This is a genomic window from Mesorhizobium sp. B2-1-3A, assembly GCF_006442655.1.
GTDB lineage: Bacteria > Pseudomonadota > Alphaproteobacteria > Rhizobiales > Rhizobiaceae > Mesorhizobium.
On sequence record NZ_VFWK01000008.1, the window covers coordinates 147,737 to 167,914 of the forward strand.

22 protein-coding genes are annotated in these 20,178 nt (G+C 63.0%); 10 read left to right on the forward strand and 12 right to left on the reverse strand.

The features are described 5' to 3' along the window. Window positions 1-73 precede the first annotated feature (73 nt). Both FJ977_RS29710 and FJ977_RS29715 read left to right on the forward strand, forming a co-directional pair. Entirely contained in the window at window positions 74-409 is a 336-nt protein-coding gene (locus FJ977_RS29710) for a hypothetical protein (protein ID WP_140775764.1), read from the forward strand. 129 nt (window positions 410-538) lie between these two features. After that, a complete protein-coding gene (locus tag FJ977_RS29715) occupies window positions 539-1,660 on the forward strand; it encodes a beta-ketoacyl-ACP synthase III (protein WP_140775765.1) in 1,122 nt (373 codons plus the stop codon). Between the two features lie 56 nt (window positions 1,661-1,716). Here the strand turns inward: FJ977_RS29715 and FJ977_RS29720 are convergent, their stop codons facing one another. The 3 genes from FJ977_RS29720 to FJ977_RS29730 form a co-directional block, all read right to left on the reverse strand. Then, entirely contained in the window at window positions 1,717-2,283 is a 567-nt protein-coding gene (locus FJ977_RS29720) for an isoprenylcysteine carboxylmethyltransferase family protein (protein WP_140775766.1), read from the reverse strand. A gap of 152 nt (window positions 2,284-2,435) precedes the next feature. Next, the gene (locus FJ977_RS29725) at window positions 2,436-2,834 is read right to left on the reverse strand and encodes a glyoxalase/bleomycin resistance/extradiol dioxygenase family protein (protein WP_140775767.1); all 399 of its coding nucleotides are present in this window, start codon (window positions 2,832-2,834) and stop codon (window positions 2,436-2,438) included. A 19-nt stretch (window positions 2,835-2,853) separates the two neighbouring features. After that, window positions 2,854-3,276, reverse strand: coding sequence for a hypothetical protein (locus tag FJ977_RS29730; protein WP_140775768.1), 423 nt, complete (start codon window positions 3,274-3,276; stop codon window positions 2,854-2,856). A gap of 196 nt (window positions 3,277-3,472) precedes the next feature. On the opposite strand from FJ977_RS29730, the gene FJ977_RS29735 reads away from it, so the two are divergent. Together FJ977_RS29735 and FJ977_RS29740 are read left to right on the forward strand one after the other, a co-directional pair. Then, window positions 3,473-4,042, forward strand: a complete 570-nt coding sequence (locus FJ977_RS29735) for a TetR/AcrR family transcriptional regulator (RefSeq protein WP_246683373.1) — start codon at window positions 3,473-3,475, stop codon at window positions 4,040-4,042. 4 nt (window positions 4,043-4,046) lie between these two features. Further along, the gene (locus tag FJ977_RS29740; RefSeq protein WP_140775770.1) at window positions 4,047-4,664 is read left to right on the forward strand and encodes an MOSC domain-containing protein; all 618 of its coding nucleotides are present in this window, start codon (window positions 4,047-4,049) and stop codon (window positions 4,662-4,664) included. A 49-nt stretch (window positions 4,665-4,713) separates the two neighbouring features. On the opposite strand, the gene FJ977_RS29745 is transcribed toward FJ977_RS29740, so the two are convergent. Together FJ977_RS29745 and FJ977_RS29750 are read right to left on the reverse strand one after the other, a co-directional pair. Beyond that, window positions 4,714-5,553, reverse strand: coding sequence for an SDR family oxidoreductase (locus FJ977_RS29745; RefSeq protein WP_140775771.1), 840 nt, complete (start codon window positions 5,551-5,553; stop codon window positions 4,714-4,716). 132 nt (window positions 5,554-5,685) lie between these two features. Further along, the gene (locus FJ977_RS29750) at window positions 5,686-6,648 is read right to left on the reverse strand and encodes a D-amino acid aminotransferase (RefSeq protein WP_140775772.1); all 963 of its coding nucleotides are present in this window, start codon (window positions 6,646-6,648) and stop codon (window positions 5,686-5,688) included. Between the two features lie 156 nt (window positions 6,649-6,804). Here FJ977_RS29750 and FJ977_RS29755 point away from each other — a divergent pair, with 156 nt between their 5' ends. After that, window positions 6,805-7,314: a hypothetical protein gene (locus tag FJ977_RS29755; RefSeq protein WP_140775773.1), complete on the forward strand. Its 510-nt coding sequence runs from the start codon at window positions 6,805-6,807 to the stop codon at window positions 7,312-7,314. Window positions 7,315-7,328: 14 nt separating this feature from the next. On the opposite strand, the gene FJ977_RS29760 is transcribed toward FJ977_RS29755, so the two are convergent. Next, entirely contained in the window at window positions 7,329-7,643 is a 315-nt protein-coding gene (locus tag FJ977_RS29760; RefSeq protein ID WP_140775774.1) for a DUF2293 domain-containing protein, read from the reverse strand. Further along, window positions 7,640-8,164 carry a tRNA (N6-threonylcarbamoyladenosine(37)-N6)-methyltransferase TrmO gene (gene tsaA, locus FJ977_RS29765; RefSeq protein WP_140775775.1) on the reverse strand — a complete coding sequence of 175 codons (525 nt, stop codon included), beginning with the start codon at window positions 8,162-8,164 and terminating at the stop codon, window positions 7,640-7,642. The genes FJ977_RS29760 and tsaA overlap by 4 nt, the downstream gene beginning before the upstream one ends. Window positions 8,165-8,357: 193 nt before the next feature. Between tsaA and FJ977_RS29770 the strand changes: the two genes are divergently transcribed. Then, window positions 8,358-9,380 carry a metalloregulator ArsR/SmtB family transcription factor gene (locus FJ977_RS29770; RefSeq protein ID WP_140775776.1) on the forward strand — a complete coding sequence of 341 codons (1,023 nt, stop codon included), beginning with the start codon at window positions 8,358-8,360 and terminating at the stop codon, window positions 9,378-9,380. Further along, window positions 9,380-10,297 carry a methylenetetrahydrofolate reductase [NAD(P)H] gene (gene metF / locus FJ977_RS29775; protein WP_140775777.1) on the forward strand — a complete coding sequence of 306 codons (918 nt, stop codon included), beginning with the start codon at window positions 9,380-9,382 and terminating at the stop codon, window positions 10,295-10,297. The genes FJ977_RS29770 and metF overlap by 1 nt, the downstream gene beginning before the upstream one ends. Before the next feature lie 431 nt (window positions 10,298-10,728). Here metF and FJ977_RS29780 read toward each other — a convergent pair whose 3' ends face one another. After that, on the reverse strand, window positions 10,729-11,646 hold the full coding sequence (locus FJ977_RS29780; protein ID WP_140775778.1) for a DMT family transporter: 918 nt from the start codon (window positions 11,644-11,646) through the stop codon (window positions 10,729-10,731). Window positions 11,647-11,857: 211 nt separating this feature from the next. On the opposite strand from FJ977_RS29780, the gene FJ977_RS29785 reads away from it, so the two are divergent. Beyond that, window positions 11,858-13,078, forward strand: a complete 1,221-nt coding sequence (locus tag FJ977_RS29785) for an alanine racemase (protein ID WP_140775779.1) — start codon at window positions 11,858-11,860, stop codon at window positions 13,076-13,078. A 94-nt stretch (window positions 13,079-13,172) separates the two neighbouring features. Here FJ977_RS29785 and FJ977_RS29790 read toward each other — a convergent pair whose 3' ends face one another. Beyond that, a complete protein-coding gene (locus FJ977_RS29790) occupies window positions 13,173-14,351 on the reverse strand; it encodes a lytic murein transglycosylase (protein ID WP_140775780.1) in 1,179 nt (392 codons plus the stop codon). A 297-nt stretch (window positions 14,352-14,648) separates the two neighbouring features. Beyond that, window positions 14,649-15,449, reverse strand: a complete 801-nt coding sequence (locus FJ977_RS29795; protein ID WP_140775781.1) for a GH25 family lysozyme — start codon at window positions 15,447-15,449, stop codon at window positions 14,649-14,651. A gap of 289 nt (window positions 15,450-15,738) precedes the next feature. Here FJ977_RS29795 and FJ977_RS29800 point away from each other — a divergent pair, with 289 nt between their 5' ends. Then, window positions 15,739-17,118 carry a serine hydrolase gene (locus FJ977_RS29800; RefSeq protein ID WP_140775782.1) on the forward strand — a complete coding sequence of 460 codons (1,380 nt, stop codon included), beginning with the start codon at window positions 15,739-15,741 and terminating at the stop codon, window positions 17,116-17,118. A 56-nt stretch (window positions 17,119-17,174) separates the two neighbouring features. Here the strand turns inward: FJ977_RS29800 and FJ977_RS29805 are convergent, their stop codons facing one another. Both FJ977_RS29805 and FJ977_RS29810 read right to left on the reverse strand, forming a co-directional pair. Then, window positions 17,175-17,897, reverse strand: a complete 723-nt coding sequence (locus FJ977_RS29805; protein ID WP_140775783.1) for a class I SAM-dependent methyltransferase — start codon at window positions 17,895-17,897, stop codon at window positions 17,175-17,177. Then, window positions 17,894-19,192, reverse strand: coding sequence for a DUF3419 family protein (locus tag FJ977_RS29810; protein ID WP_140775784.1), 1,299 nt, complete (start codon window positions 19,190-19,192; stop codon window positions 17,894-17,896). Before FJ977_RS29810 ends, FJ977_RS29805 begins: the two co-directional genes overlap by 4 nt. Before the next feature lie 310 nt (window positions 19,193-19,502). On the opposite strand from FJ977_RS29810, the gene FJ977_RS29815 reads away from it, so the two are divergent. After that, window positions 19,503-20,075: a hypothetical protein gene (locus FJ977_RS29815; protein WP_246683374.1), complete on the forward strand. Its 573-nt coding sequence runs from the start codon at window positions 19,503-19,505 to the stop codon at window positions 20,073-20,075. Window positions 20,076-20,178: the final 103 nt, after the last annotated feature.

Consider the following 20,178-nt stretch of genomic DNA (forward strand, 5'->3'; position numbering starts at 1 on the left):
GCTTGACCCGGTTTGACCGCCGTGCCCAACTCATCGCGCGGGCGACGATGGCCCGCCTGGCAGGGGGTGAGTGATGACTTTGAAAAGATTGCTTTACGGCGGTGGCGTATGCGCGGCGGCACTTCTGGCGTTTTCGGTTTCGGCCGAAGCCAAGCGGGCGCGCTGCTTCACCACGGATGACGGGTATTTTCCGTGCAGCTACCGCGCGATCGATGGTGCGGGCAGCTTCCGCATCTCGGCGCCGGGCTATCCGACCTATGTGCTGGAGATCGACGGGCCGGGCTTTGCCTATGGCTACGTCAATCTCGGCCGCCGCAACGTGCCGTTGCCGGGACAGTATGTGCGCAGCCGCGACGACGGCGCCTGCTGGAACAACCCGCAGACAAGCACCAAGCTGTGCGCCTGGTGAAAGCGGGTCAGGCCGGTCTGAACCCTTGATTTAAGCCGGCGTAAACCGGCCGGATGAGAAAAGTGTTGCGCCGAAGCGTTTCGGCGCCCACATGAAGCCGCAACGCCTGCGGATGGGACGGACTGAAACATGCATCGCGTCATCATCAGCGGCATCGGCGCTGAAATTCCTGAAGCTGTCATCACCAATGAAGAGCTGGTCGAGAGCTTCAACAGCTGGGTCGACACGGAGAATGCGCGCCGCCAGGGTACCGGCGAGGCGCTGCTGCAGAAATCCGACAGCGACTTCATAGTTCATGCCTCGGGTGTGAAATCCCGTCATGTGATCGAGCGCGAAGGCATACTCGATCCAACCCGCATGACGCCGCGCATTCCGGCGCGGCCCGACGATGCGCTGTCGCTGGAAGCGGAATTCGGCATCGCCTCGGCCAGGAAGGCGCTCGACCATGCCGGGCTTCAACCGTCTCAGATCGACCTGATCATCTGCTCGGCTTCGCACCACCAGCGGCCCTATCCGGCGATCGCCATCGAAATGCAGGAAGCGCTGGGGACAAGGGGCGCGGGCTTCGACATGGGGCTTGGCTGTTCGTCAGCCGCCGCGGCCCTTCACATGGCCGTCAATCTGGTGCGCTCGGGCGCGCACAAGCGCATCCTGGTGACCACGCCGGAAATCATCACCGGCCATCTCAATTTCCGCGACCGGCAGACGCATTTCATCTTCGGCGACGCCTCGGTGTCGCTGGTGGTGGAGGGACTTGCCAAGGGCGACAAACGGCCGGGACGCTTCGAGGTGTTGGACACACGCATCTGGACGCAGATGTCGAACAACATCCGCACCAATCTCGGCTATCACACCCGCACCGCCCAGGACGATCCCTACATGATCAACCTGGAAGGCAACTTGATCAAGCAGGTCGGCAACAAGGTGTTCAAGGAAGTCACCGTCGCCGGCCAGAAGTTCATCGTCGAATTCCTGGCCGAGCACGGACTGACCCCCCAGGCAGTCCGGCGCTTCTGGCTGCACCAGGCCAATGCGCGCATGAATGCCATGATCCTGAAGCTCTCCTTTGGCCACGATGTCGATCATGACCGTGCGCCGATGGTGCTGGAGCGGCTGGGCAACACCGCGGGCGCCGGCGCCATCGTGGCACTGTCGGAGAACCATGCCGACATGAAGCCCGGCGATTTCGGCTTGATCTGCGCCTTTGGCGCGGGGTATTCGATCGGCGGCGCGCTTATCCGAATGCTTTGACGCGCGCCGATATTCAGGTGAGGCCGGCCTGCAAACGAAGGCTTTCTGAGCTTCCATCAGGCCGGTGTGAAGGGCACCAGCATCGGCACCCGCCGTGCGTAATCGTCATAGGCGGGGCCTAGTTCGCCGCGCAGGAAGCGTTCCTCCAGCTTTGCCTTCATGACGACGCCGATGATGAGCAGGGCCGCGCCGGCAATACCCCAGACCGTGCCCTTTGCCGCCATGGTGGCGAGCACCGCCAACAGCAGCCCTGTATAGATCGGATGCCGGACTAGGCCGTAGGGGCCGGTGTCGATGATGCGGTGGTCTGCCTTGGAAGTGACCGAGGCCGACCACAGCCTGCCCAGATGAATGCGCGCCCACCACGAGAAGATCAGCCCGATGGCGATCAGGGCAGTGCAAGCCCAGGCCTCGGCGAGGGTTGGGGTCCACAATCTCAACCTGCCTTCATAGCCGTGCGCCGGAACGAACAGCAGGATGGTGCCGGCCAGCCAGAAGACACGGTAGCGGACCTCAGCCCCGATGGTGGCGCGTTTTTGAGCCGGATCAGCCCATGCCGCGGCCGCAATCCACGTGAGCACCCAAATCAGCCAGAGCAGCGTGATTGCCGTCACCGGTCGCATGCCGAACCTCCGGTCCTTGTTTCATGCAGGTCGCGCTCCCAAAACCGGGACTCCTTTTGGGCGACATGCAGTCGAGCACCATGAGAGCGAGCCGACGCGGCGGCAATGCGGCGCAAGTTCCATTTCCGGTAAGAAGATCGTGATCCTTATCCTCACTCGCTGGAACAGCTGAACATCCATTGCACGCCATGGGCGTCGACCAGCATGCCGAAACTGCTTCCCCAATATTGCCGCGCCAGGGGCACGGCGATGCGACCGCCGGCGGCCATGCGTTGGAAAAGCTCCCGCATGGCGGCCGGATCGTCGAATTCCAGCATCATGGCGGAGCCTTTCATCGGCTCCGCATCGTCATTGTCGGAGGCATGAAACAGCACGCCGGGACCTTCGAAGCGCGCATGCAGGATCTTTCCGCGCATGGCTTCGGTTCGTACCGGCATGCCGTTGTCGCCCCAGCGCAACAGGATGGTTGCCCGGCCGAGGCCGCACTCTTCGTAGAAGGCCAATGCCGGCTCGCAGTTGGTGGTGAAGAACAGCGAAGGGGAGAGCCGCATCCTGTCGTTCCCCATCGGTTCAGTGCGCCGCGGCGGTGACGGCGGCGACAAGGGCGTCGCCTGTATATTGCCTGTCGCCGATGCCCCAGCCGCCGTCGGGCGCGTTGACGATGTTGATCCAGGTGTTTTCGGGCTTGTGCTCCGGGACGCAGAGATCGGCGACTATCCCGGCGGCGGCGGTGATGAAGGCCTTGCGGGCTTCAACCGAGCCAAGGCCGATATTGGGCAATTTCAGCTCCACCATGACGACAGGCCGGTTGGCACCGCCGGCATAGATGTGGCGGGACGACAGGACATGGACCGTGCCGCCGACGATCGCGGTGAAGAAGGAATTGCCCGTAGCTCCGGAGGCTTCGATCAGGGCGGCGCTGAGGCGCGGCAGGATTTCACGCTCTCCGGCCGGGGTCAGTACACCTTCCGGCGCGGTCACGGTGATTGGCATCTGGGCTCTCCTGTCCTCGGGTTGCACGGCCTTGCCTGACGGATCGTCTTCCGGCTTGCCATGTTTCATATCAATTGTTACGTTATGTGGAGCAGGCGAGTCAACAGGTTTCGTATCGATCACTATGGATAATTTGGAAAAGGCCAGGGGCGGTCGTCCCCGTGCGTTCGACCCAGACCGGGCACTGGATGCGGCGATGCATCTGTTCTGGGAGCATGGCTATGAAGCGACGTCGCTTGCCATGCTGCGCGAGGCGATGGGGCTGACGCCGCCGCAGATCTACAATGCTTTCACCGACAAGGAGACCTTGTTCCGCAAGGCGCTGACACGCTACCACGAGACCGAGATAGGGTTTGCGCTGGAGGCGCTGAGTGCGCCGGTATCGACGCGCGAGGCGATCCGGCGGTTGCTCATGGGGGCGGCGGAGGCCTATTCCAGGCCTGGCAAGCCAGGCGGATGCCTTTTCGTCAGCGGCGCGCTGGCGGCCTCGCCGCAGGCGCAAGCCATTGCGGATGAACTCAAGGCCTATCGCAAGGCGAGCGAGGCGGCGATCGCGCAGCGGCTGGCCAAGGGCAGGGCGATGGGCGATCTGCCGGAAGGCGTCTGTGCCGAAGGCTTCGCCAAATTTGTTGCAGGCGTCATGAATGGCATGTCGATCCAGGCGCGCGACGGCGCATCGGTCGAAGAGTTGCGCGTTTTGGCCCAAACCGCTCTTGCGGCATTGCCGGACGAAGGGCAAAACCAGGGCGCATCATCCAAGGAATGAAGCCATGCTGGATCTCTTCCCCGAGGCCGAAAAGCCGGTCGAAATCATCCCGGCAAAGAAGCTTTCCGCCCGTGCGGCCGCGCTTTATGCCGCGCCGGCGGACCATTTCCAGACACGCCCGGTGGAGGAATTGCGGCTGGGCTTCGACGGCATATCGGGCGATTTCCATGCCGGCGCGACGCGCCGCTCGGGCGGCCGCGAACCCTGGTATCCGCGCGGCACCGAAATGCGCAACGAACGGCAACTGTCGATCGTGGCAGCGGACGAATTGGCTGTCGTCGCCGAGCGGATGGGGCTAGCAGAGATCAAGCCGGAATGGATCGGCGCCAATCTGGTGATCGAAGGCGTGCCGCATCTGTCGATGCTGCCGGCCGGCACGCTGCTGTTCTTCAAAGACGGCGTCACCCTCAAGGTTGATGCCCAGAACGGACCGTGCCGTGTCGCCGGGCGGTCGATTGCCGAGAATTCTGGAATGGCCGATATCGAAGCCGGCGCATTGTTGTTCCCGAAAGCGGCGAAGCGGCTGCGGGGCGTCGTCGCCTGGGTCGAGAAGCCGGGAACGATCAAGGCCGGCGAAGAGATTTCCGCGCGGGTGCCGGAGCAGTGGATTTATCGGGCCTGAGGGCAAGGGCTACGCCGCCCCTGAGGCGGCGTAGCAAAAGTGCCGCGCCTCAGCCCTTGCGGTTCTTGTTGGGGCCTTGCGCCATGATGGACACCTGGTCCCACTTGTCCCAGGTGGCGAGGCGGTTGGCGTATTCCTGGCGGATCATCGGCAGGCCGCCATCGCCGAAGAACACGCGCAGCGGCGGTTCGGCGGCGTCGACGATGGCCAGCATCGCCGGGCCGGTCGCCTCGGGATCGCCGGCGACCGAGTTGGCGCGGCGCTCGGCCATCTTGGCGCGGGCAGGCGCATAGGCCTCGATCGGCTTGGAGACCTTGGCTGAGGCGCCGGACCAGTCGGTGGAGAAGCCGCCCGGCTCGACCAGCGTGACATGGATGCCGAACTCCGCGACCTCGATGCTGAGGGACTGGCTGAAGGCTTCCAGCGCCCATTTCGAGGCATGGTAGAGGCCGAGCGAGGCAAAGGCGTTGACGCCACCGATCGACGAGATCTGGATGATGTGGCCGGACTTCTGCGACCGCATGATCGGCAGGGCTGCCTGCGTGACCCAGAGCGCGCCGAACACATTGGTTTCGATCTGGTCGCGGGCTTCCTGCTCGCTGACTTCCTCGATGGCGCCGAAATGGCCATAGCCGGCATTGTTGATGACCACGTCGAGCCGCCCGAAGCGCTTGTGCGCCTCGGCGATGGCGGCATCGACGGCCTTCTTGTCGGTGACGTCGAGTTTTATCGCGGCAATGTTGTCGCCATACTTCTCGACCAGATCGGCGAGCGTGCCGGCGTCACGGGCGGTCGCGGCAACGCGGTCGCCACGCGCCAATGCGGCCTCGGCCCAGACGCGGCCAAAACCCTTCGACGATCCGGTGATGAACCAAACCTTTGATGTCATGATGTGGGATCCTTGCCCCTGCGGGCATGATTTTGGGTGAAAACGGAGGCTTCTCCGCTTTCGGGCATATACAGTCCGTCCCCTGATTTTCCAGAGGCGAGGGGAAATCTTTTTGAACAGGGCGGCCGGGTATCAGGGATATTTCACGGGGCTCGACCACGCCGGGTGATCGTGCTTTCGCCAATAGAGCGCCATCAGCCGGCTGGTAACGGGCCCGACCTTGCCATCGGCGATCGCCGCGCCGTCGATCCGCGTCACCGGCATGATGCCGCCGGCGGTCGAGGTGATGAAGACCTCGTCGGCCGCCTTGAGCGCGGCGACGCTGACATCGATGGCCTCCACGGTGAGCCCTTCCTCGCCGCAGAGATCGAAAACGGTGCGGCGGGTGATGCCGGGCAGCACGCCGATGGCCGGCGTCGACAGTCTGCTATCCTTGACGCAGAAGACGTTGAAGCCCGGGCCCTCGGCGACATTGCCGTTGAAGTCGAGAATGAGCGCGGTCTCGGCGTCGCGGTCATAGGCATCGTAGAGGCCGCGCACCAGGTCGAGCCAGTGGTAGTTCTTGATGGCAGGATCGATCGAAGCCGGCGGAATGCGTACCTTGTCGCTGATGGCGACGTGCAGGCCGCGCCGCAACTGTTCGGCATTGGCGACCGAGCCGAATTGCACCGCGAACGCCATGAAGCGGTTGATCGCCTGACGTGGATCGCGGCTAAAGGTCGGCGAGGCGCCGCGGGTGCACAGCATCTCGACATAGGCGGCGCGATGACCCGACAGCGCGACGCAATTGTGCAGGATCTCGGCCACGCCATCCCTATCGAAGGGGATCGCCATGCGCAGCTTATCGAGCCCGCCGAAGAAGCGGTCGAGATGCAGGTCGAGCCGGAAGAAGCGGCCGTCCCAGACATGCACCGTATCGTAGGTGGCGTCCGAGTGCAGGAATCCCCAATCCAGTACCGACACCTTGGCCTGCGACATCGGCAGGTACTGACCATCGAGGAAGGCGATGCCGTCGGGATAGGAATGCGGGTCGACGTGGCGATCGCCAACCAGGGGCAGTTGCGCCTCGTCCTCTGTTGCCTTCGTCCGGTTCATCGCGGCCTCCTCTCGCACAAGGCGGATCAGCAGGCTATCGGCGCCGGACAGAAGCGATAGAGCCAGCCATCAGGCGCTGTTCGTCCTCCATGATCTGGCCGATACATCGGATTGGAGTTGCCTTATGATCCGGCAGCTTGGAAATGGGAGGGGGATATGGTCAGGCTTGGGACCGTCATCGCAATCATGATGATTTTCGCCGCCGCGGGCGAAGCCAGCGCGCAATGCGTGAAACAAGGCGACGAACTCTGCCAGAACGGCCAGACCTATCGCTGCGAGAAGACCGGCAGCGAACTGACGCCGATCTTCCAGAACCTGCCTTGCGCGGTGAATGTGCCGGCACAGACGCTGGCCGGCACCTGGGTCGGCAGTGGTCACCAGAGCCCGGCGGGTGATGCCGGCGCCGACTGGTCGATCGCCATGACGATCAGGGATGATGGCGCATCGATCGATTATCCGTCACTCGGCTGCGGCGGGTCGCTGTCGCAGACGTCGCGGGACGGGACATCCGCTGAATTCCATGAAAGCATCACTTACGGCCAGGACAAATGCATCGACGGCGGCGACATCACCGTCCGGTTTTTCAAAGGGAACCTGTCCTGGACCTGGGTCGGCCAGGCCGACGGCCAGCCCTACAATGCGGTCGCCGTGCTGAAGCGAAAATAAACGGACCTGCCGTCTCATTCATCCTCGTCGTCGGCGTCGAGCAGGCGTGTCGCCCGCCAGCGGGTGAGCACCATGTTGGTCTGCTCGATGACGAAGAAGCGTGCGGAGTCGCGGTCATACCCCTCGGCCAGCAGCTTTTCGTAATCGGTGTGCATGTGGCGGATGTGGGCGATCGTCGCCAGCCACACCGCGATCGTCGGCGGCAAGGTCTTCATATGCACCGAGCCGGCATCGGCACGAATTTTCTCCATGTCGGCATAAGGCCCCAGCGGCAGGAGTGCCGTCAGCGCCTTGGCGATGGCGCGGCGGCGGCCGGTCGACGCCGTCATCGCTCCTCGCGCCCTTCGATGGTCGCCTCCGGCACGGCGTCAGTCGAGGCGAAGTAAGGCTTGATGTCGATGACCGGGGTGCCGTCAAGCGCATCGATGGCCTCGATATCGATGCGCCCGGCGGCGATATCGAGCCCGACAAGTTTTGCCACATGCAGGCCGATCGGGTTCGGCCGGGCAGGGGAGCGCAGGCCGAATACGCCTTTTGCTTCAGCCGCATGGCGCGGTTTCTGAACAATCAGATTCCGCGGCGCGTGATGCAGCCAGGACAGGATGACGACGTGGCTGGCGCGCTCCAGGCCCTGCAAGCCGCTGCGAAAGGGCGCGTCGATGGTCAGCAACGCCGGCTGGCCGGTCTCGCGGGCGGCGCGCATGTTCTTCGGGCAGCTGTCGCGTGTCGTCCATGGCGAGGCGATGCGGCCGATGAAGACGACGCCGCCATCCGCGGGCACCGCAGCCGGATCGTGTTCCAGCTTCTGCTCACCTTCGCGCGCCTCAAACATCTCACGCGGTGCGGTCATTCTGCCATCTCTGTGTCGGTGCCTGCCATTGTCCCGAAACCGCTACACGTTTTTGGGCGATATGCACCGGGAAATCACGCATGCGGCATTTTCTTGTCCGGAAGCGACATAGCGCTTGCAAGGTTTTGAAAATCGACATAAACATATGTTTATATCTTTTTCAAATCTGAAGCGCTGAAAAGAGAATACGCGGATGCATGTCTCGCTCGACACCATGGTGGATACGCTGAAGGCGGCGGCCGAATCCAGCCGCCTGCGCATATTGGCACTGTTGTCGCGCGGCGACCTCACCGTTTCCGATCTTACCGAAATTCTCGGCCAGTCGCAGCCGCGCGTCTCGCGGCACCTGAAGCTCTTGCTGGAGGCCGGGCTGATCGGCCGTTACCAGGAAGGGTCGTGGGCTTTCTTCCGCCTGTCGGATGCCGATTCCGCGCGGGACTTTGTCATGGGGCTGGTTTCCAGCATTCGCGGCGCCGATCCGCAGGTCGAGCGCGATCTCGAGCGCTTGGCCTCGGTCAAGCGCAAGCGGCAGGACCGGGCGGCGGAGTATTTTTCCGTGAACGCGGCAAGCTGGGACCATATCCGCTCGCTGCACGTGCCGGACCGCGCCGTCGAGGCCGCGATGCTGAAGCTGGTCGGCAAGCGGCCGTTCCAGTCGATGCTGGATCTCGGCACCGGCACCGGGCGGCTGCTCGAAATCTTCTCGCCGCTCTACCGGCGCGGCGTCGGCATCGACATGTCGCGTGAAATGCTGACCGTGGCGCGCGCCAATCTCGACAAGGCTGGCGTTTCCAACGCGCAGGTGCGGCAGGGCGATATCTTCTCGCCGCCGGTGGAGCGCGACGCCTTCGATCTCGTCACCATACACCAGGTGCTGCACTATCTCGACGATCCGGCCCGCGCCATCCACGAGGCGGCGCGGCTGTTGCGCCCGTCGGGCCGGCTGGTCATCGTCGACTTCGCGCCGCACACGCTGGAATTCCTGCGTGACGAGCATGCGCATGTCAGGCTCGGCTTTTCCGACCGGCAGATCGGCGAGTGGTTTGCCGAGGCGGGCCTCGATCTCGAGGATGCCCAGGAGTTCGAGCCGCGCGGCGGCAACGAGGCCAGGCTCACCGTCAAGCTGTGGCTTGGCCGCGACCGGCGCCTGCTGATCGCCGATCCTGCCAATGACAGCCAGCAGAGCAAAGTGAATTCGATAGGGGAAATCGCCTGATGAACCAGTTCCGCTTTTCCCGCCGCCCCGACATTGGCGACAAGGTCAGGGTTTCCTTCGAATTCTTCCCGCCCAAGAACGACGAGATGGAGGCGCGCCTCTGGGACACGGTCACGCGGCTGGAGCCGCTGAAGCCGAAATTCGTCTCGGTGACCTATGGCGCCGGCGGCTCGACGCGCGAGCGCACGGCGCGCACCATTAGCCGTATCCTGAACGAGACGAGCCTCACGCCGGCCGCGCACATGACCTGTGTCGACGCCGCCCGCCATCAGGTCGACGCCGTGATCCAGGAATTCGCCGATATGGGCGTGAAGCGATTCGTCGCCTTGCGCGGCGACCCGGCCGCCGGCGTGGGCACCGCCTACCGCCCGCATCCGGACGGCTATGCCAACGGTGCCGAACTGGTCGGAGCGCTGAAGGATGCCGGCGATTTCGACATTTCGGTCTCGGCCTATCCGGAGAAGCATCCGGAAAGTCCTGACTTCGCCACCGATATCGACATGCTGAAGCGCAAGGTCGACAATGGCGCGACGCGGGCGATCACCCAGTTCTTCTTCGACAATGATCTCTACGAGCGCTATGTCGAGCGCGCGCGCCGCGCCGGCATTTACATCCCGATCGTGCCCGGCATCCTGCCGGTGCACAATTTCACCCAGGTCGCCAATTTCTCGGCGCGCTGCGGCGCGCTGGTGCCGGCATGGCTGGCGGAGCGCTTCGACGGCCTGCAGAACGACCCGCAAACCCATGCGCTGGTGGCATCGGCGGTCGCCGCCGAGCAGGTGCTGGACCTGGTCGAGCGCGGCGTGGGTGACTTCCACTTCTACACGATGAACCGCGCCGACCTTGTCTTTGCCATCTGCCACATGATCGGCATCCGCTCGCACGAGGCGGAGGTGGCGGGCTCGGCTGCTGCGTGAGGCAGGGCTGAACAGCAAAAGGCCGGGTAAAAACCCGGCCTTTCGAATTGCTTAGACTATCTGGTGCTGGTCTTCCCCGGGTTGGCGGGTTCAGGGAAGGACGCCCATAATGAGGGCGCCGATGAAAGCAAACGCAGCACAAATCATCAATGCGTTGATTGGCCTCGTGAGTCCCATGACATAGCCTCCTCTTAAAGAGCTATGCCTAGGAGTCTAGGTCCATTTGTGCCACAGGCAAGCGGAAAATGTGCTGCATTGCGACGTAATTGCTAGAATTGCGACCTCGGTTTTGCCGTTAGCCGTTGAAACTTCTCGGCAAAAACCCGCTTCAGACCTGTGAATAAATTGTGGCGGGATGGTGTCGCGAGCGTGTCATGGTAGCGCTACATCAGCGAAAGCCGACTTCGATTTTCGCGCCAATGCGGTTCAGCCTACCGCCTTCCAAGGATGCGTCCGTCGATTGTGAGAAGACCAAGTCCGATCAGCACAACGCCGCCGATCTCGAACAACTCCAGACGTTCGCCGAGGAATAGAAAACCGAGCAGCATGGCACTGGCCGGAACGATCAGCGTGACCAGCGAGGCGTTGGTGGCGCCGGCCGAGGCGACGAGGTTGAAATAGAGGATATAGGCAAAGGCGGTGGACAGGAGAGCCAATGCCAGCACCGCCGCCCAGACCGGCGGCGAGGCCGAGAACAGTCCGGCCGGGCCGTAGGTGAAGAGCACAATGGGAATCATGATGATGGTCGAGGCGGTCAGTTGCCCGGTGGCGATGACCGGCGAGGGCACGCCCTTGAAGCGGCGGGCGACCATCAGCGCAATACCATAGGACAGCGAAGCGCCGATCAGCGCGAATTTCGCCCAGACCGGGCCGCCAAGCCCGGCGAGCAGGCCGGGACCGATCATCACGGCGGTGCCGGCAACGCCGAGCGCGATGCCGGCGAGCTTGTTCCAGGAGAGCTTTTCATCCGACGTCATCACGTTGGCGAGGATCAGCGTCCAGAACGGCGTGGTTGCGTTGAGCACCGAGGCGACGCCGGCGCCAAGCTGGGTCTGGCCGGCGAAGATCAGCGAGAAGGGGACGACGTTGTTGGTGAAGGCGAGCAGGAAGAACAGGCCGGCATGCGGAAGGGCAAGGCGGAACGAGGGGCCGCGCAGGCCGAGATAGAGCTGCAGCGCGATCGCCGCGATGGCGACGCGAAACAGCACCAGCACCAGCGGATGAAGTTCGGCCACGGCGATGCGGGCGAAGAAGAACGAGCCACCCCAGATCGCGCCGAGCAGCAGCAATTGCCCCCAGTCGGCAAGCGTCATCGGTCCGCGCGGTGCTGATGTCGCGGCTATTGCCATGTCTATCGTCCTCCCCCAGACGGCCCGGATGCAGTCGGTCAGACACAAGGCATATCCGTTCCGGCGACAAGGGCCACCCGAAACCTGATCGCTGGCAAACGACGCCGCCAAAAAGCTAGCGCCGCTGCGTCAGGTGCACGAGACATAGAATTGTTTTCATTAGCCGCTAGCTTGGATTAATTGTGCGCAGGCTGAAGTCGAGGATTCGTCAATGCAGCGATTCGAGAATGCCCGCGAAGCGGCTCTGGCGCTTCGCCCGGACGATCCCGTCTATTGCTTCCGCCCGCAGGTGCTGAAGGCCGATGCCAGGCAGTTCATGGGCATGTTTCCCGGCAAGACCGCCTATGCGGTCAAGACCAATGGCGAGCAGATCGTGCTGAAGACGCTGGTCGAGGCCGGCGTCACCGCCTTCGACGTCGCTTCACCAGGTGAATTCGCGGCCGTGCGTGCCGTCTCGCCCGATGCCGAGATGCTCTACATGCACCCGGTCAAGGCGCAGTCGGATATCAAGCTGGCGCTGGAGAAATACGCCATCCGTGTCATCTCGCTCGACCACGAGGACGAGATCACCAAGCTGACCCGGGTGGTGCGGGCACTCGACATCGACCCGGGCTCGGTCAGCGTGTTCGTGCGTGTCCAGACCAAGGGGCATGCCGCCTACGAGCTGTCGAAGAAGTTCGGCGCCGGTCCGGCCTATGCCGTGGAACTGGCGGAGCGGCTGAACCGTACGGGCTACAAGGTGGGCCTGTGTTTCCATGTCGGCAGCCAGATCGAGGATCCAGATACCTATGAGCGGGCGCTGGCTTCGGCCGACTGGGTGCGCAACCGGCTGACCTTCGATCTTGCGGGGCTCGACGTCGGCGGCGGCTTTCCCGCCGAATACGGCCATGATCCCAACCGCAAGCAGATCGAGATGCCGTCGCTCGGCCAGATCATGTCACGGCTTTCCGGCGACCTGAAAGAGTACCAGTTCGACCAGATGCCGCTGGTGGCCGAGCCGGGCAGGGTGATCGTGGCGCGCTGCCTGTCGCTGATCGTGCGGGTGCTGTTGCGCAAGGGCAAGCGGCTCTACATCAATGACGGCATCTGGGCATCGCTGTCGGATTCCTGGACCGGTAAGATCACGCTGCCGGCGCGCTTCATTCCCGATCCGGCGATCAGGACCCGTAATGGCGATGAGAGCAAGATCGTGCCGTTCAAGGTCTGCGGCGCGACCTGCGATTCAGTCGACATCCTGTCCAGGCCATTCTGGCTGCCGGAAACCGTCGATACCGGCGACTGGATCGAGATCGGCCATATCGGCGCCTATTCGCTGTCGCTGCGCACACGCTTCAACGGCTTTTATCCCGACACCTTCGTCGAGGTGACGACGCCGTTCGACGAGGGCGACGCCCCGCAAGGGTTCGCGAGCTTGGAGACGATGGCGGATTAGGGAATAGGGCAATAGTGAGCAGTGAGCAGTGAGCAGTGAGCAGTGAAAATATAGAAATTCCCTACTGACTATTCCCTACTCACTACTCACTTTTTCATAATTTCCCCAACAGCTCCGGCGTCGGCCAGCCGTCTACCGGCAGGCCGAGCCGCATCTGTTCCTTGCGGATGGCTTCGCGCGTGTTGGTGCCCAGAATGCCGTCGACCGTGCCGACGTCGTAGCCCCGGGCTTCGAGCTTGGTCTGCAGCGCCTTCATCTGCTCGTTGTTGAGGCCTTGTTCGGGGTTGCGCGGATCAAGCGGCGGCGCGCCGGCGAACCGCGCGGCGAGATTGGCCGCGGTCAGCGCGTAGGTGAAGGACTGGTTCCATTCGAGATAGACATCGAAATTGTCGTAGGTCAGGAAGGCTGGCCCCTTGCGGCCCATGGGCAAGGCCAGGCCGGCTTTCAGGCCCTTGTCGACGAGCGGCGAGCCGTCGGGATTGGTGACGCCCCACTGCGCCCACTGTGTCAGCGGCAATTTGTTGGTGCGCCCGGTCTGGTCCCAGGGCATCTCGTCGGGCACCCGCACTTCCTGGATCCAGGGTTCGTCACGCTTCCAGCCGCGCGAAAGCACCTTGTTGGCGGTGGTCATGATCACGTCCGGCACGCTGTTGCGCAGGTCGATCTTGCCGTCGCCGTCACCGTCGACACCACGGGCCAGATAGTCCGAAGGCAGGATCTGCGTCTGGCCGATTTCACCGGCCCAGGCGCCCTTGACGTCGGCCGGCAGCACGCCGCGGTCGATCAGTTCCAGAAGCGGCACCAACTGTTGGCGGAACAGTTGCGGGCGGCGGCAGTCATGCGAAAGCGTCACCAGCGCGCTCAGCGTGTGGAAATCGCCCTGCACGGCGCCGAAATCGGTTTCGAGCGCCCAGAAGGCGGTGATGACCGGCGCCTGGACGCCGAACTGCTGGTCGGCACGGGCGAAGATGTCGGCGTATTTCTTCATGTTCGCCGCACCTTGCTTCAGCCGGTAGGCGGAGATCATGCGGTTGGAAAACTCGATGAAGGTCTGGGTGAAGACGCCCTGGGCGCGGTCGCGCGCCAGTGCCCTCTCGTCAAAATTTGCATCTTCCAGCGCGTCGAGGCCGACGGCGCCGACACCGGCCGCCTTGGCTTCCGCCGCCACGCCCTGTTTCCAGGTTTCGAAGTCGCCGCCGCATTCCTGTGCCATCGCGGGCAGGGCCGTAGCGCACAGGAATAGCGCCGCGAGGGCTTGGGAACGCAGTCGCATCAGCTTCCTTCCGAAACGAAGAGGGCATTGTCGTGATCGGCTGGAAGCCCAACGCCCCGAATTACCAGCGGTTGCACACTTTGCCGCTGGCTGTGTCGAAAAGCAGGCGGCAGGCCCGGTGTCAACGGTTCTTCTGCCACAGTCGCTTGTTCAAGGCGGCTTTGCCGGCGTTGAACCCGGTTCAACGGAAACTCTGCCGGAGTGATTTAATCCAAGGCGGTGCCACCGTTGAACCCGGTTCAACGGAAACTCTGCTGGAGTGATTTGGTCGAAGGCTTGCCGCCGTTGAACCAGATATCAGCGGGTGTTCTGCCGCAGCCACTTGTTCCAGGCGGCCTCGCTGCCGTTGAAGACGTTGATGTCGGACTTGCCGGTCATGCCCGGAACGATGCCGGTCCCGGTGTACTGCCAGAAGGTGAAGGGATGGCTGCCATACTTCTCGCGCGGGTGGCCGGCGACGGAGCGTAGCCAGTAGGGGTAACCACGGAAGCCCGAGAGCTCGTTGTCATCGAAGAAATCGACCGAGGTGTAGATGATCGGCTTCTTGCCGTAATGCCGCTCGACGATTTCGAGGAAGGTGGTCATTTCCGCGCGCACCGTGGCCGGGTCGGGGCGCAACCTGCAGGTCGGTGATTTCGGGTTCCATTCCATGTCGAGGACCGGCGGCATGGCGGATCGGTCGACGGGAACATTCTGGATGAACCAGCGTGCCTGCTGGGCGGCCGGAGTGCAGAAATAGAAGAAATGATAGGCCGCGCGTGGAACGCCTGCGGCCTTCGTGCGCGACCAATGCTCGTTGAAATACTCATCGAAGCGGTCGCCGCCCTCCGTCGCCTTGATGAAGGCGAAGGAAATGCCGCTGGCCTTGGCCGTCGGCCAGTCGACCGAGGTCTGGTATTTCGACACGTCGGTGCCGTGAACGGCATAGTTCCAGGGCGCGCCACTGTCCCATTCATGCGGTTTGGAATCGGCGAAGCGCGGCGCGCGCACGGCCACTGTCGGACTGCTGGAGGCGGACGGCGACACCGGCGAGAGATCGTCCACGGTCGAGCAGGCGCCAAGCAGTGTCAGCATGAAAAGGGCCGCAAGACGGCGCATCGCAACTTCCAAGCCGGAATCAGCCGGTCGCTGATGGGTCTGTGAACCGATGGCCGACGACTGGTCGAGCCCCCTCCAGGCGATCGCCCCACAGCATCGCCCAGCATATCCATTTCTGTGCATGTCGTTGTCTCAAAACCGCTATGCGGTCTTGAGCGGCATGCATCCCCCGTGATCGCCGATCATGGTTGATAATCCGTTGACGGCGCTCGACAAGTACCCCGATTTGCGGAAGCAATGGCGGCAAATCGATGACATAAGGGTCGGGCGACAGCCCGGGAGGATGCGAATGCGGATCGTCGTCAAGATCGTCAGATGGCTGCTTGGCCTGATCGTGCTGGCGGTCGCCGCGCTGTTTGCCTGGCTTTACATCGCGCCACCCGAACTGATCCGCGTCGGCTCTGGCTATTCGGCCAAGATCGTCTGCTCCAACGTCTTCATCGCCGGGCGCGATCCCAACGAGGTGCTTGCCGTCGACGTGCAGGCGCCCGGACACCCGCTGCTGCGGCTGATGCGGGTCTCGGTCGACAAGAACCGGGGCACGGTTTCCGCCGGCCTGCTTGGTTTCCTGGGCAAGAGCGAGGCGGTTTCCCGTGATGGATTGGGCTGCGCCTCGATTCCCGACGGCGATGTCGGCAAGGCGCGGCGCACGGCGGTCCATGTCGAACCGTCGGCGACCAGCCAGGACACGCTGTGGCCGGAGGGCGAGCGGGTCGAGGCATCGCAGGATCCGGTGATCGGCAAGCTGCTGGACGACGCGGCGCTGACCGGTACCGGCATGCGCGCGGTGGTCGTGGTCAAGAACGGCCGTGTCGTCGCCGAACGCTATGGCGACGGTTTTTCCGCCAAGACGCCACTGCTTGGCTGGTCGATGACCAAGACGGTGAATGCCGCCATCATCGGCACGCTGGTCAAGGACGGCAAGATGGCGGTCGACAACAAGGGCCTGTTCGCACCGTGGAAGGCGGATGGCCGCGCCGCCATCAGCCTTGCCGACATGATGGCGATGTCGAGCGGACTTGAATTCAACGAGGACTATGGCGACGTCGCCGACGCCACGCGCATGCTCTATCTCGAGCCGGACATGGCGGGCTTTGCCGTATCCAAGCCCTTGGTGGGCGAGGTCGGCAAGGTGTTTTCCTATTCGAGCGGCACCGCGGTGATGCTGTCGCGGCTGTGGCAGGATGCGATCGGCGACAAGGCCAAGGCGCTGACATGGCCGCGCACGGCGCTGTTCGAGCCGCTCGGCATGCACAGCGCCGTGCTCGAAACCGACGAGCAGGGCACGTTCGTCGGCTCATCCTATCTCTACGCCACGGGGCATGACTGGGCCCGCTTCGGCCAGTTCCTGCTGCAAGGCGGGGTCTGGAACGGCAACCAGATCCTGCCGGCCGGCTTCGTCGACTGGATGCGCGAGCCGGCGCTGGCCTCGAAAGTCTACGGCAAGGGCCAGTTGTGGATCGAGGCGCCGGGCGATGAGGAAAATCCCGGTGCCGGTGTCGCGGCCGGCCTACCCAAGGACACCTACTGGATGGAGGGGCATGACGGCCAGACGGTCACCATCATTCCCTCCGAGCAATTGGTGATCGTGCGGCTGGGCTTGACGCCGGCCAAGCTCGGCTACCGCCCGCAGGCGATGGTGGGTGCGCTGGTGAAGGCGCTGCACTAGCTCTCTTTACCCTTCCTTGATGGGGAGAGTCGGCGCGCAGCGCCGGGGTGGGTTGCCTAGCGCTTCATCCCCGCCCGCGCTTTCGGCGCGACCTCCTCCATCGAGGGGGAGGCAAGGTTGCGCGGCCCGATCACCGCCAGCCAGACGTAACCGCGATAAAGCGTGCGGAAACGGAAGGTTGCGCCGTTTCGCCGAGATTCCGATTCCAGGACTTCGCGCAGGGTTGAGCGCGGCGTGACGTGGAATTTTCTGAGCCAGCCGCGCAGCATCGCCCGGAACCAACCCGGCAGGCCTTCCTGCTGGCCGAAATCGACGACATGCAGCGAGCCATTGGGGGCGAGCGTCGCAAGGGCTGCCGACACCGTCTTTTCCCATCCCGGGATCATCGACAGCGAATAGGACACGAAGACGCGGTCGAAGCGCTCGATGCCGTAAAGGGAGACCGCATCGAAATCGGTCGCGTCGCCCCTTGCCAGCGTGACGCGGCCGGACAGGCCTTCGCGGTCGATCGCCTTGCCGGCGGTCTCCAGCATCTCGGCCGAGATGTCGAGGCCGAAGAAGCAGGCATCGGGATAGCGACGGGCGGCAAGGATGATGTTGCGGCCGGTGCCGCAGCCGAGCTCCAGCACGGTGCCGCCTGCCGGCACGTCCAGTCCCGATATCAGCTGGTCGCGGCCGAGCAGATAGTATTTGCGGGTCAGGTCGTAGATGTGGCGCTGCCAGCGGTAGACGCCGTCCATCAGTTCGGCATGGTTGGCCGGCAGCTCCGTCGTGCTCATGCCGCGCGCTTCACATAGAGGTGGAAGCCGCCATAGATGGCCGAGCGGTCGCGGGCCGAGAATTCGCGCGACGCCTCGTTCTGATAGTCCCACTGGTCGAGCAGCGAGGTCGAGACGCGGCCCGGCAGCAGGCTGGGCTCGGCGGCGGTGCGGAAGATGACGCGGGCGCCAGTGGAGGCGGTGCGGCTGATTTCCGACCACAGCGCATTGAGCTGGTCATCGGTCATCCAGTCCTGCGCGTCGAGCAGGATGAAGCGGTCGACCGTGCCCGCATCCTTGCCGGCGAGGAATTCGATCAGATTGGCATGGTGGATGGCGACGCGGTCGACATTGCCGCGGATGGTGTCGTAGTTCTGCTTTTCGAGATAGGCGGGCAGGGCGGCCTCGCCGGGATTTGGATAGCGGCGGGCAAAAGCCTGCCAGGCGAAGTAGTTGTTTTCCAAGGGAAAATCGCAGGCGAGCTTTTCCAGCCGGGCCTTGAGCACGCTGGCCATTGTGCCGTCGCCGGAGGTGATCAGGGAATCATACTGCGCCGGCGGAATGCCGAGGCCGAACAGCGAAGCCTTGCGCGACGTTGCCCATTTCAGGAGCTTCTTGTCGAAAACCGGCGCCAGTTCCTCGTTGAAGAAGCGGCGCTGTTCGCCGATGTTCCTGGCTTCCATCATGCGGGCCGGATTGACGCCGAAGAATTTCGCCGTGCGGTGGCCCATGGCGATGAACAGGCCAAGCAGGCCGGTCTGGTAGAAATTGCGGTCGAAGACACCGATGCGCCTGATGCCGCGCCAGTTGCGGCGCTCCCAGTAGTGGCGGCTCACCGGGTCGAGATGCGGCGCGATGAAACGGTCATAGGCTTGCGAATTGTGGCTGGTGTCGGCGGCGCCGAAGAAGCGGAACAGGTCGCCCTGCGAGGGCAGGCGGCGCACCGCCTCCAGCTTCATGCGGTTCAGCGCGATGTGCGCGGCGTTGAGATCGACGGCGTCGATCCGTGCCGGCGAGCGGGTGAGGTAGGCCAGGATGTTGCAGCCGCCTGAAGCGATCGTGACGATGCGGTGACCCTGGCCAAGCTGCATGGCCTCCATGTCGACATCGGGGTCTTCCCAGATCTGCGGATAGACCAGGCCGGAAAACAGAAGGGCAAACAGCCGCTCCGAGATGCCGGCTTTGGAAAGCGCGCGGTTCTGGTAGACGGCCTTTCCAACTTCCTTGCCGCGGCGAAAAACCAGATCCGAGGAGACGTCCGTCATGACAAAGTGATTCCCCATTTGCTTTGGCGCAAGCGGGTACCGCAGGGGCATGACAGGCCGGTGACAGCCTGTTGACGTGAGGATTCATGTGACGCGCAAATCGAATGGCACCTAGGTGGAACTTCGCCCAGCTTCTGAATTCCATCCCGGTCGAGATTGCTATGTTTGAAATTGGCCGAGTGGGCTGAACAATGCCAAGTACCCCATGGTGCTCGGAAGTTCGACCTGGTGAACGCAACGAGGCCGATTTCCGTTCACTGAGATTGGCGCTGATGCTGTTCAGCCCTGTCTCTCCCGAGGCGATGTCGTCGATGACACAAATATGTCCATCGATTGATCACATTTCGGGAGCCTCGTTCAGATGGCGATGAAGAGCGAAGAGACTGACATGTTAATTCGGCCCGCGGATACTTGGCGCGTTGGGCGGATGGCCATTGGTGCCGTGCTTGGTTTCGTTTGTGCGATCGCGATCCGCGCCTTAGATTTTTGGCCTGTCGAACGAGCTTCTGATTTGCGAGCATTTGTTGGCCTATTGGGAATCCCTCTGCTCTTGCTCGTAATCTTGACAGCGTTGCTAGCGTGTCTCGTTGCCGCACTGGTTTCTTTATGCCGCCGCCAATTTCGTCGAATGGCGAGCGGTTTTGTAGGGATTGCCGTAATTCTGCTATGCTTCTTGACGGTAGTCAGAGCGCCGTTATTCGATCCGTGGCTTTGGTATGTCATTCTAGACAAATCAAGATTGGATACCGAGGCAGGGGCGTATAAACAAACGATTATAGAGGAGCGCGATGTATCGACGGGTCTGGCCGGACTAAACCCCGCTCATGTCATCGACCTCATTTACAGCGAAAGCAATATTGACGGTCAGAAAACATCCAATTCATCGACAACACACCTCTATGGCAATTTTTACAGGCGCGACGAATTCGATTAAAGAGACGGTCTGGAGATGCGTCATGTCGCTTCAGGCTTACGCGCCGCACTCTCGCACCGAGTGGACGGCGGCCGGAGTTGCCATCTTGTCTTAGTGTCGGTGG

Excerpts from the sequence above, each read along its gene's own strand:
- metF (WP_140775777.1), top strand. The coding sequence starts at position 9,380 with ATGAACCAGTTCCGCTTTTCCCGCCGCCCCGACATTGGCGACAAGGTC.
- FJ977_RS29750 (WP_140775772.1), bottom strand. The coding sequence starts at position 6,648 with ATGAACCGGACGAAGGCAACAGAGGACGAGGCGCAACTGCCCCTGGTT.
- FJ977_RS29780 (WP_140775778.1), bottom strand. The coding sequence starts at position 11,646 with ATGGCAATAGCCGCGACATCAGCACCGCGCGGACCGATGACGCTTGCC.
- FJ977_RS29800 (WP_140775782.1), top strand. The coding sequence starts at position 15,739 with ATGCGGATCGTCGTCAAGATCGTCAGATGGCTGCTTGGCCTGATCGTG.
- FJ977_RS29815 (WP_246683374.1), top strand. The coding sequence starts at position 19,503 with ATGGCGATGAAGAGCGAAGAGACTGACATGTTAATTCGGCCCGCGGAT.
- FJ977_RS29740 (WP_140775770.1), top strand. The coding sequence starts at position 4,047 with ATGCTGGATCTCTTCCCCGAGGCCGAAAAGCCGGTCGAAATCATCCCG.
- FJ977_RS29715 (WP_140775765.1), top strand. The coding sequence starts at position 539 with ATGCATCGCGTCATCATCAGCGGCATCGGCGCTGAAATTCCTGAAGCT.
- FJ977_RS29760 (WP_140775774.1), bottom strand. The coding sequence starts at position 7,643 with ATGACGGCGTCGACCGGCCGCCGCCGCGCCATCGCCAAGGCGCTGACG.
- FJ977_RS29795 (WP_140775781.1), bottom strand. The coding sequence starts at position 15,449 with ATGCGCCGTCTTGCGGCCCTTTTCATGCTGACACTGCTTGGCGCCTGC.
- FJ977_RS29805 (WP_140775783.1), bottom strand. The coding sequence starts at position 17,897 with ATGAGCACGACGGAGCTGCCGGCCAACCATGCCGAACTGATGGACGGC.
- FJ977_RS29710 (WP_140775764.1), top strand. The coding sequence starts at position 74 with ATGACTTTGAAAAGATTGCTTTACGGCGGTGGCGTATGCGCGGCGGCA.
- FJ977_RS29720 (WP_140775766.1), bottom strand. The coding sequence starts at position 2,283 with ATGCGACCGGTGACGGCAATCACGCTGCTCTGGCTGATTTGGGTGCTC.
- FJ977_RS29810 (WP_140775784.1), bottom strand. The coding sequence starts at position 19,192 with ATGCCCCTGCGGTACCCGCTTGCGCCAAAGCAAATGGGGAATCACTTT.
- FJ977_RS29790 (WP_140775780.1), bottom strand. The coding sequence starts at position 14,351 with ATGCGACTGCGTTCCCAAGCCCTCGCGGCGCTATTCCTGTGCGCTACG.
- FJ977_RS29745 (WP_140775771.1), bottom strand. The coding sequence starts at position 5,553 with ATGACATCAAAGGTTTGGTTCATCACCGGATCGTCGAAGGGTTTTGGC.
- FJ977_RS29785 (WP_140775779.1), top strand. The coding sequence starts at position 11,858 with ATGCAGCGATTCGAGAATGCCCGCGAAGCGGCTCTGGCGCTTCGCCCG.
- FJ977_RS29770 (WP_140775776.1), top strand. The coding sequence starts at position 8,358 with ATGCATGTCTCGCTCGACACCATGGTGGATACGCTGAAGGCGGCGGCC.
- FJ977_RS29735 (WP_246683373.1), top strand. The coding sequence starts at position 3,473 with ATGCATCTGTTCTGGGAGCATGGCTATGAAGCGACGTCGCTTGCCATG.
- tsaA (WP_140775775.1), bottom strand. The coding sequence starts at position 8,164 with ATGACCGCACCGCGTGAGATGTTTGAGGCGCGCGAAGGTGAGCAGAAG.
- FJ977_RS29725 (WP_140775767.1), bottom strand. The coding sequence starts at position 2,834 with ATGCGGCTCTCCCCTTCGCTGTTCTTCACCACCAACTGCGAGCCGGCA.
- FJ977_RS29755 (WP_140775773.1), top strand. The coding sequence starts at position 6,805 with ATGGTCAGGCTTGGGACCGTCATCGCAATCATGATGATTTTCGCCGCC.
- FJ977_RS29730 (WP_140775768.1), bottom strand. The coding sequence starts at position 3,276 with ATGCCAATCACCGTGACCGCGCCGGAAGGTGTACTGACCCCGGCCGGA.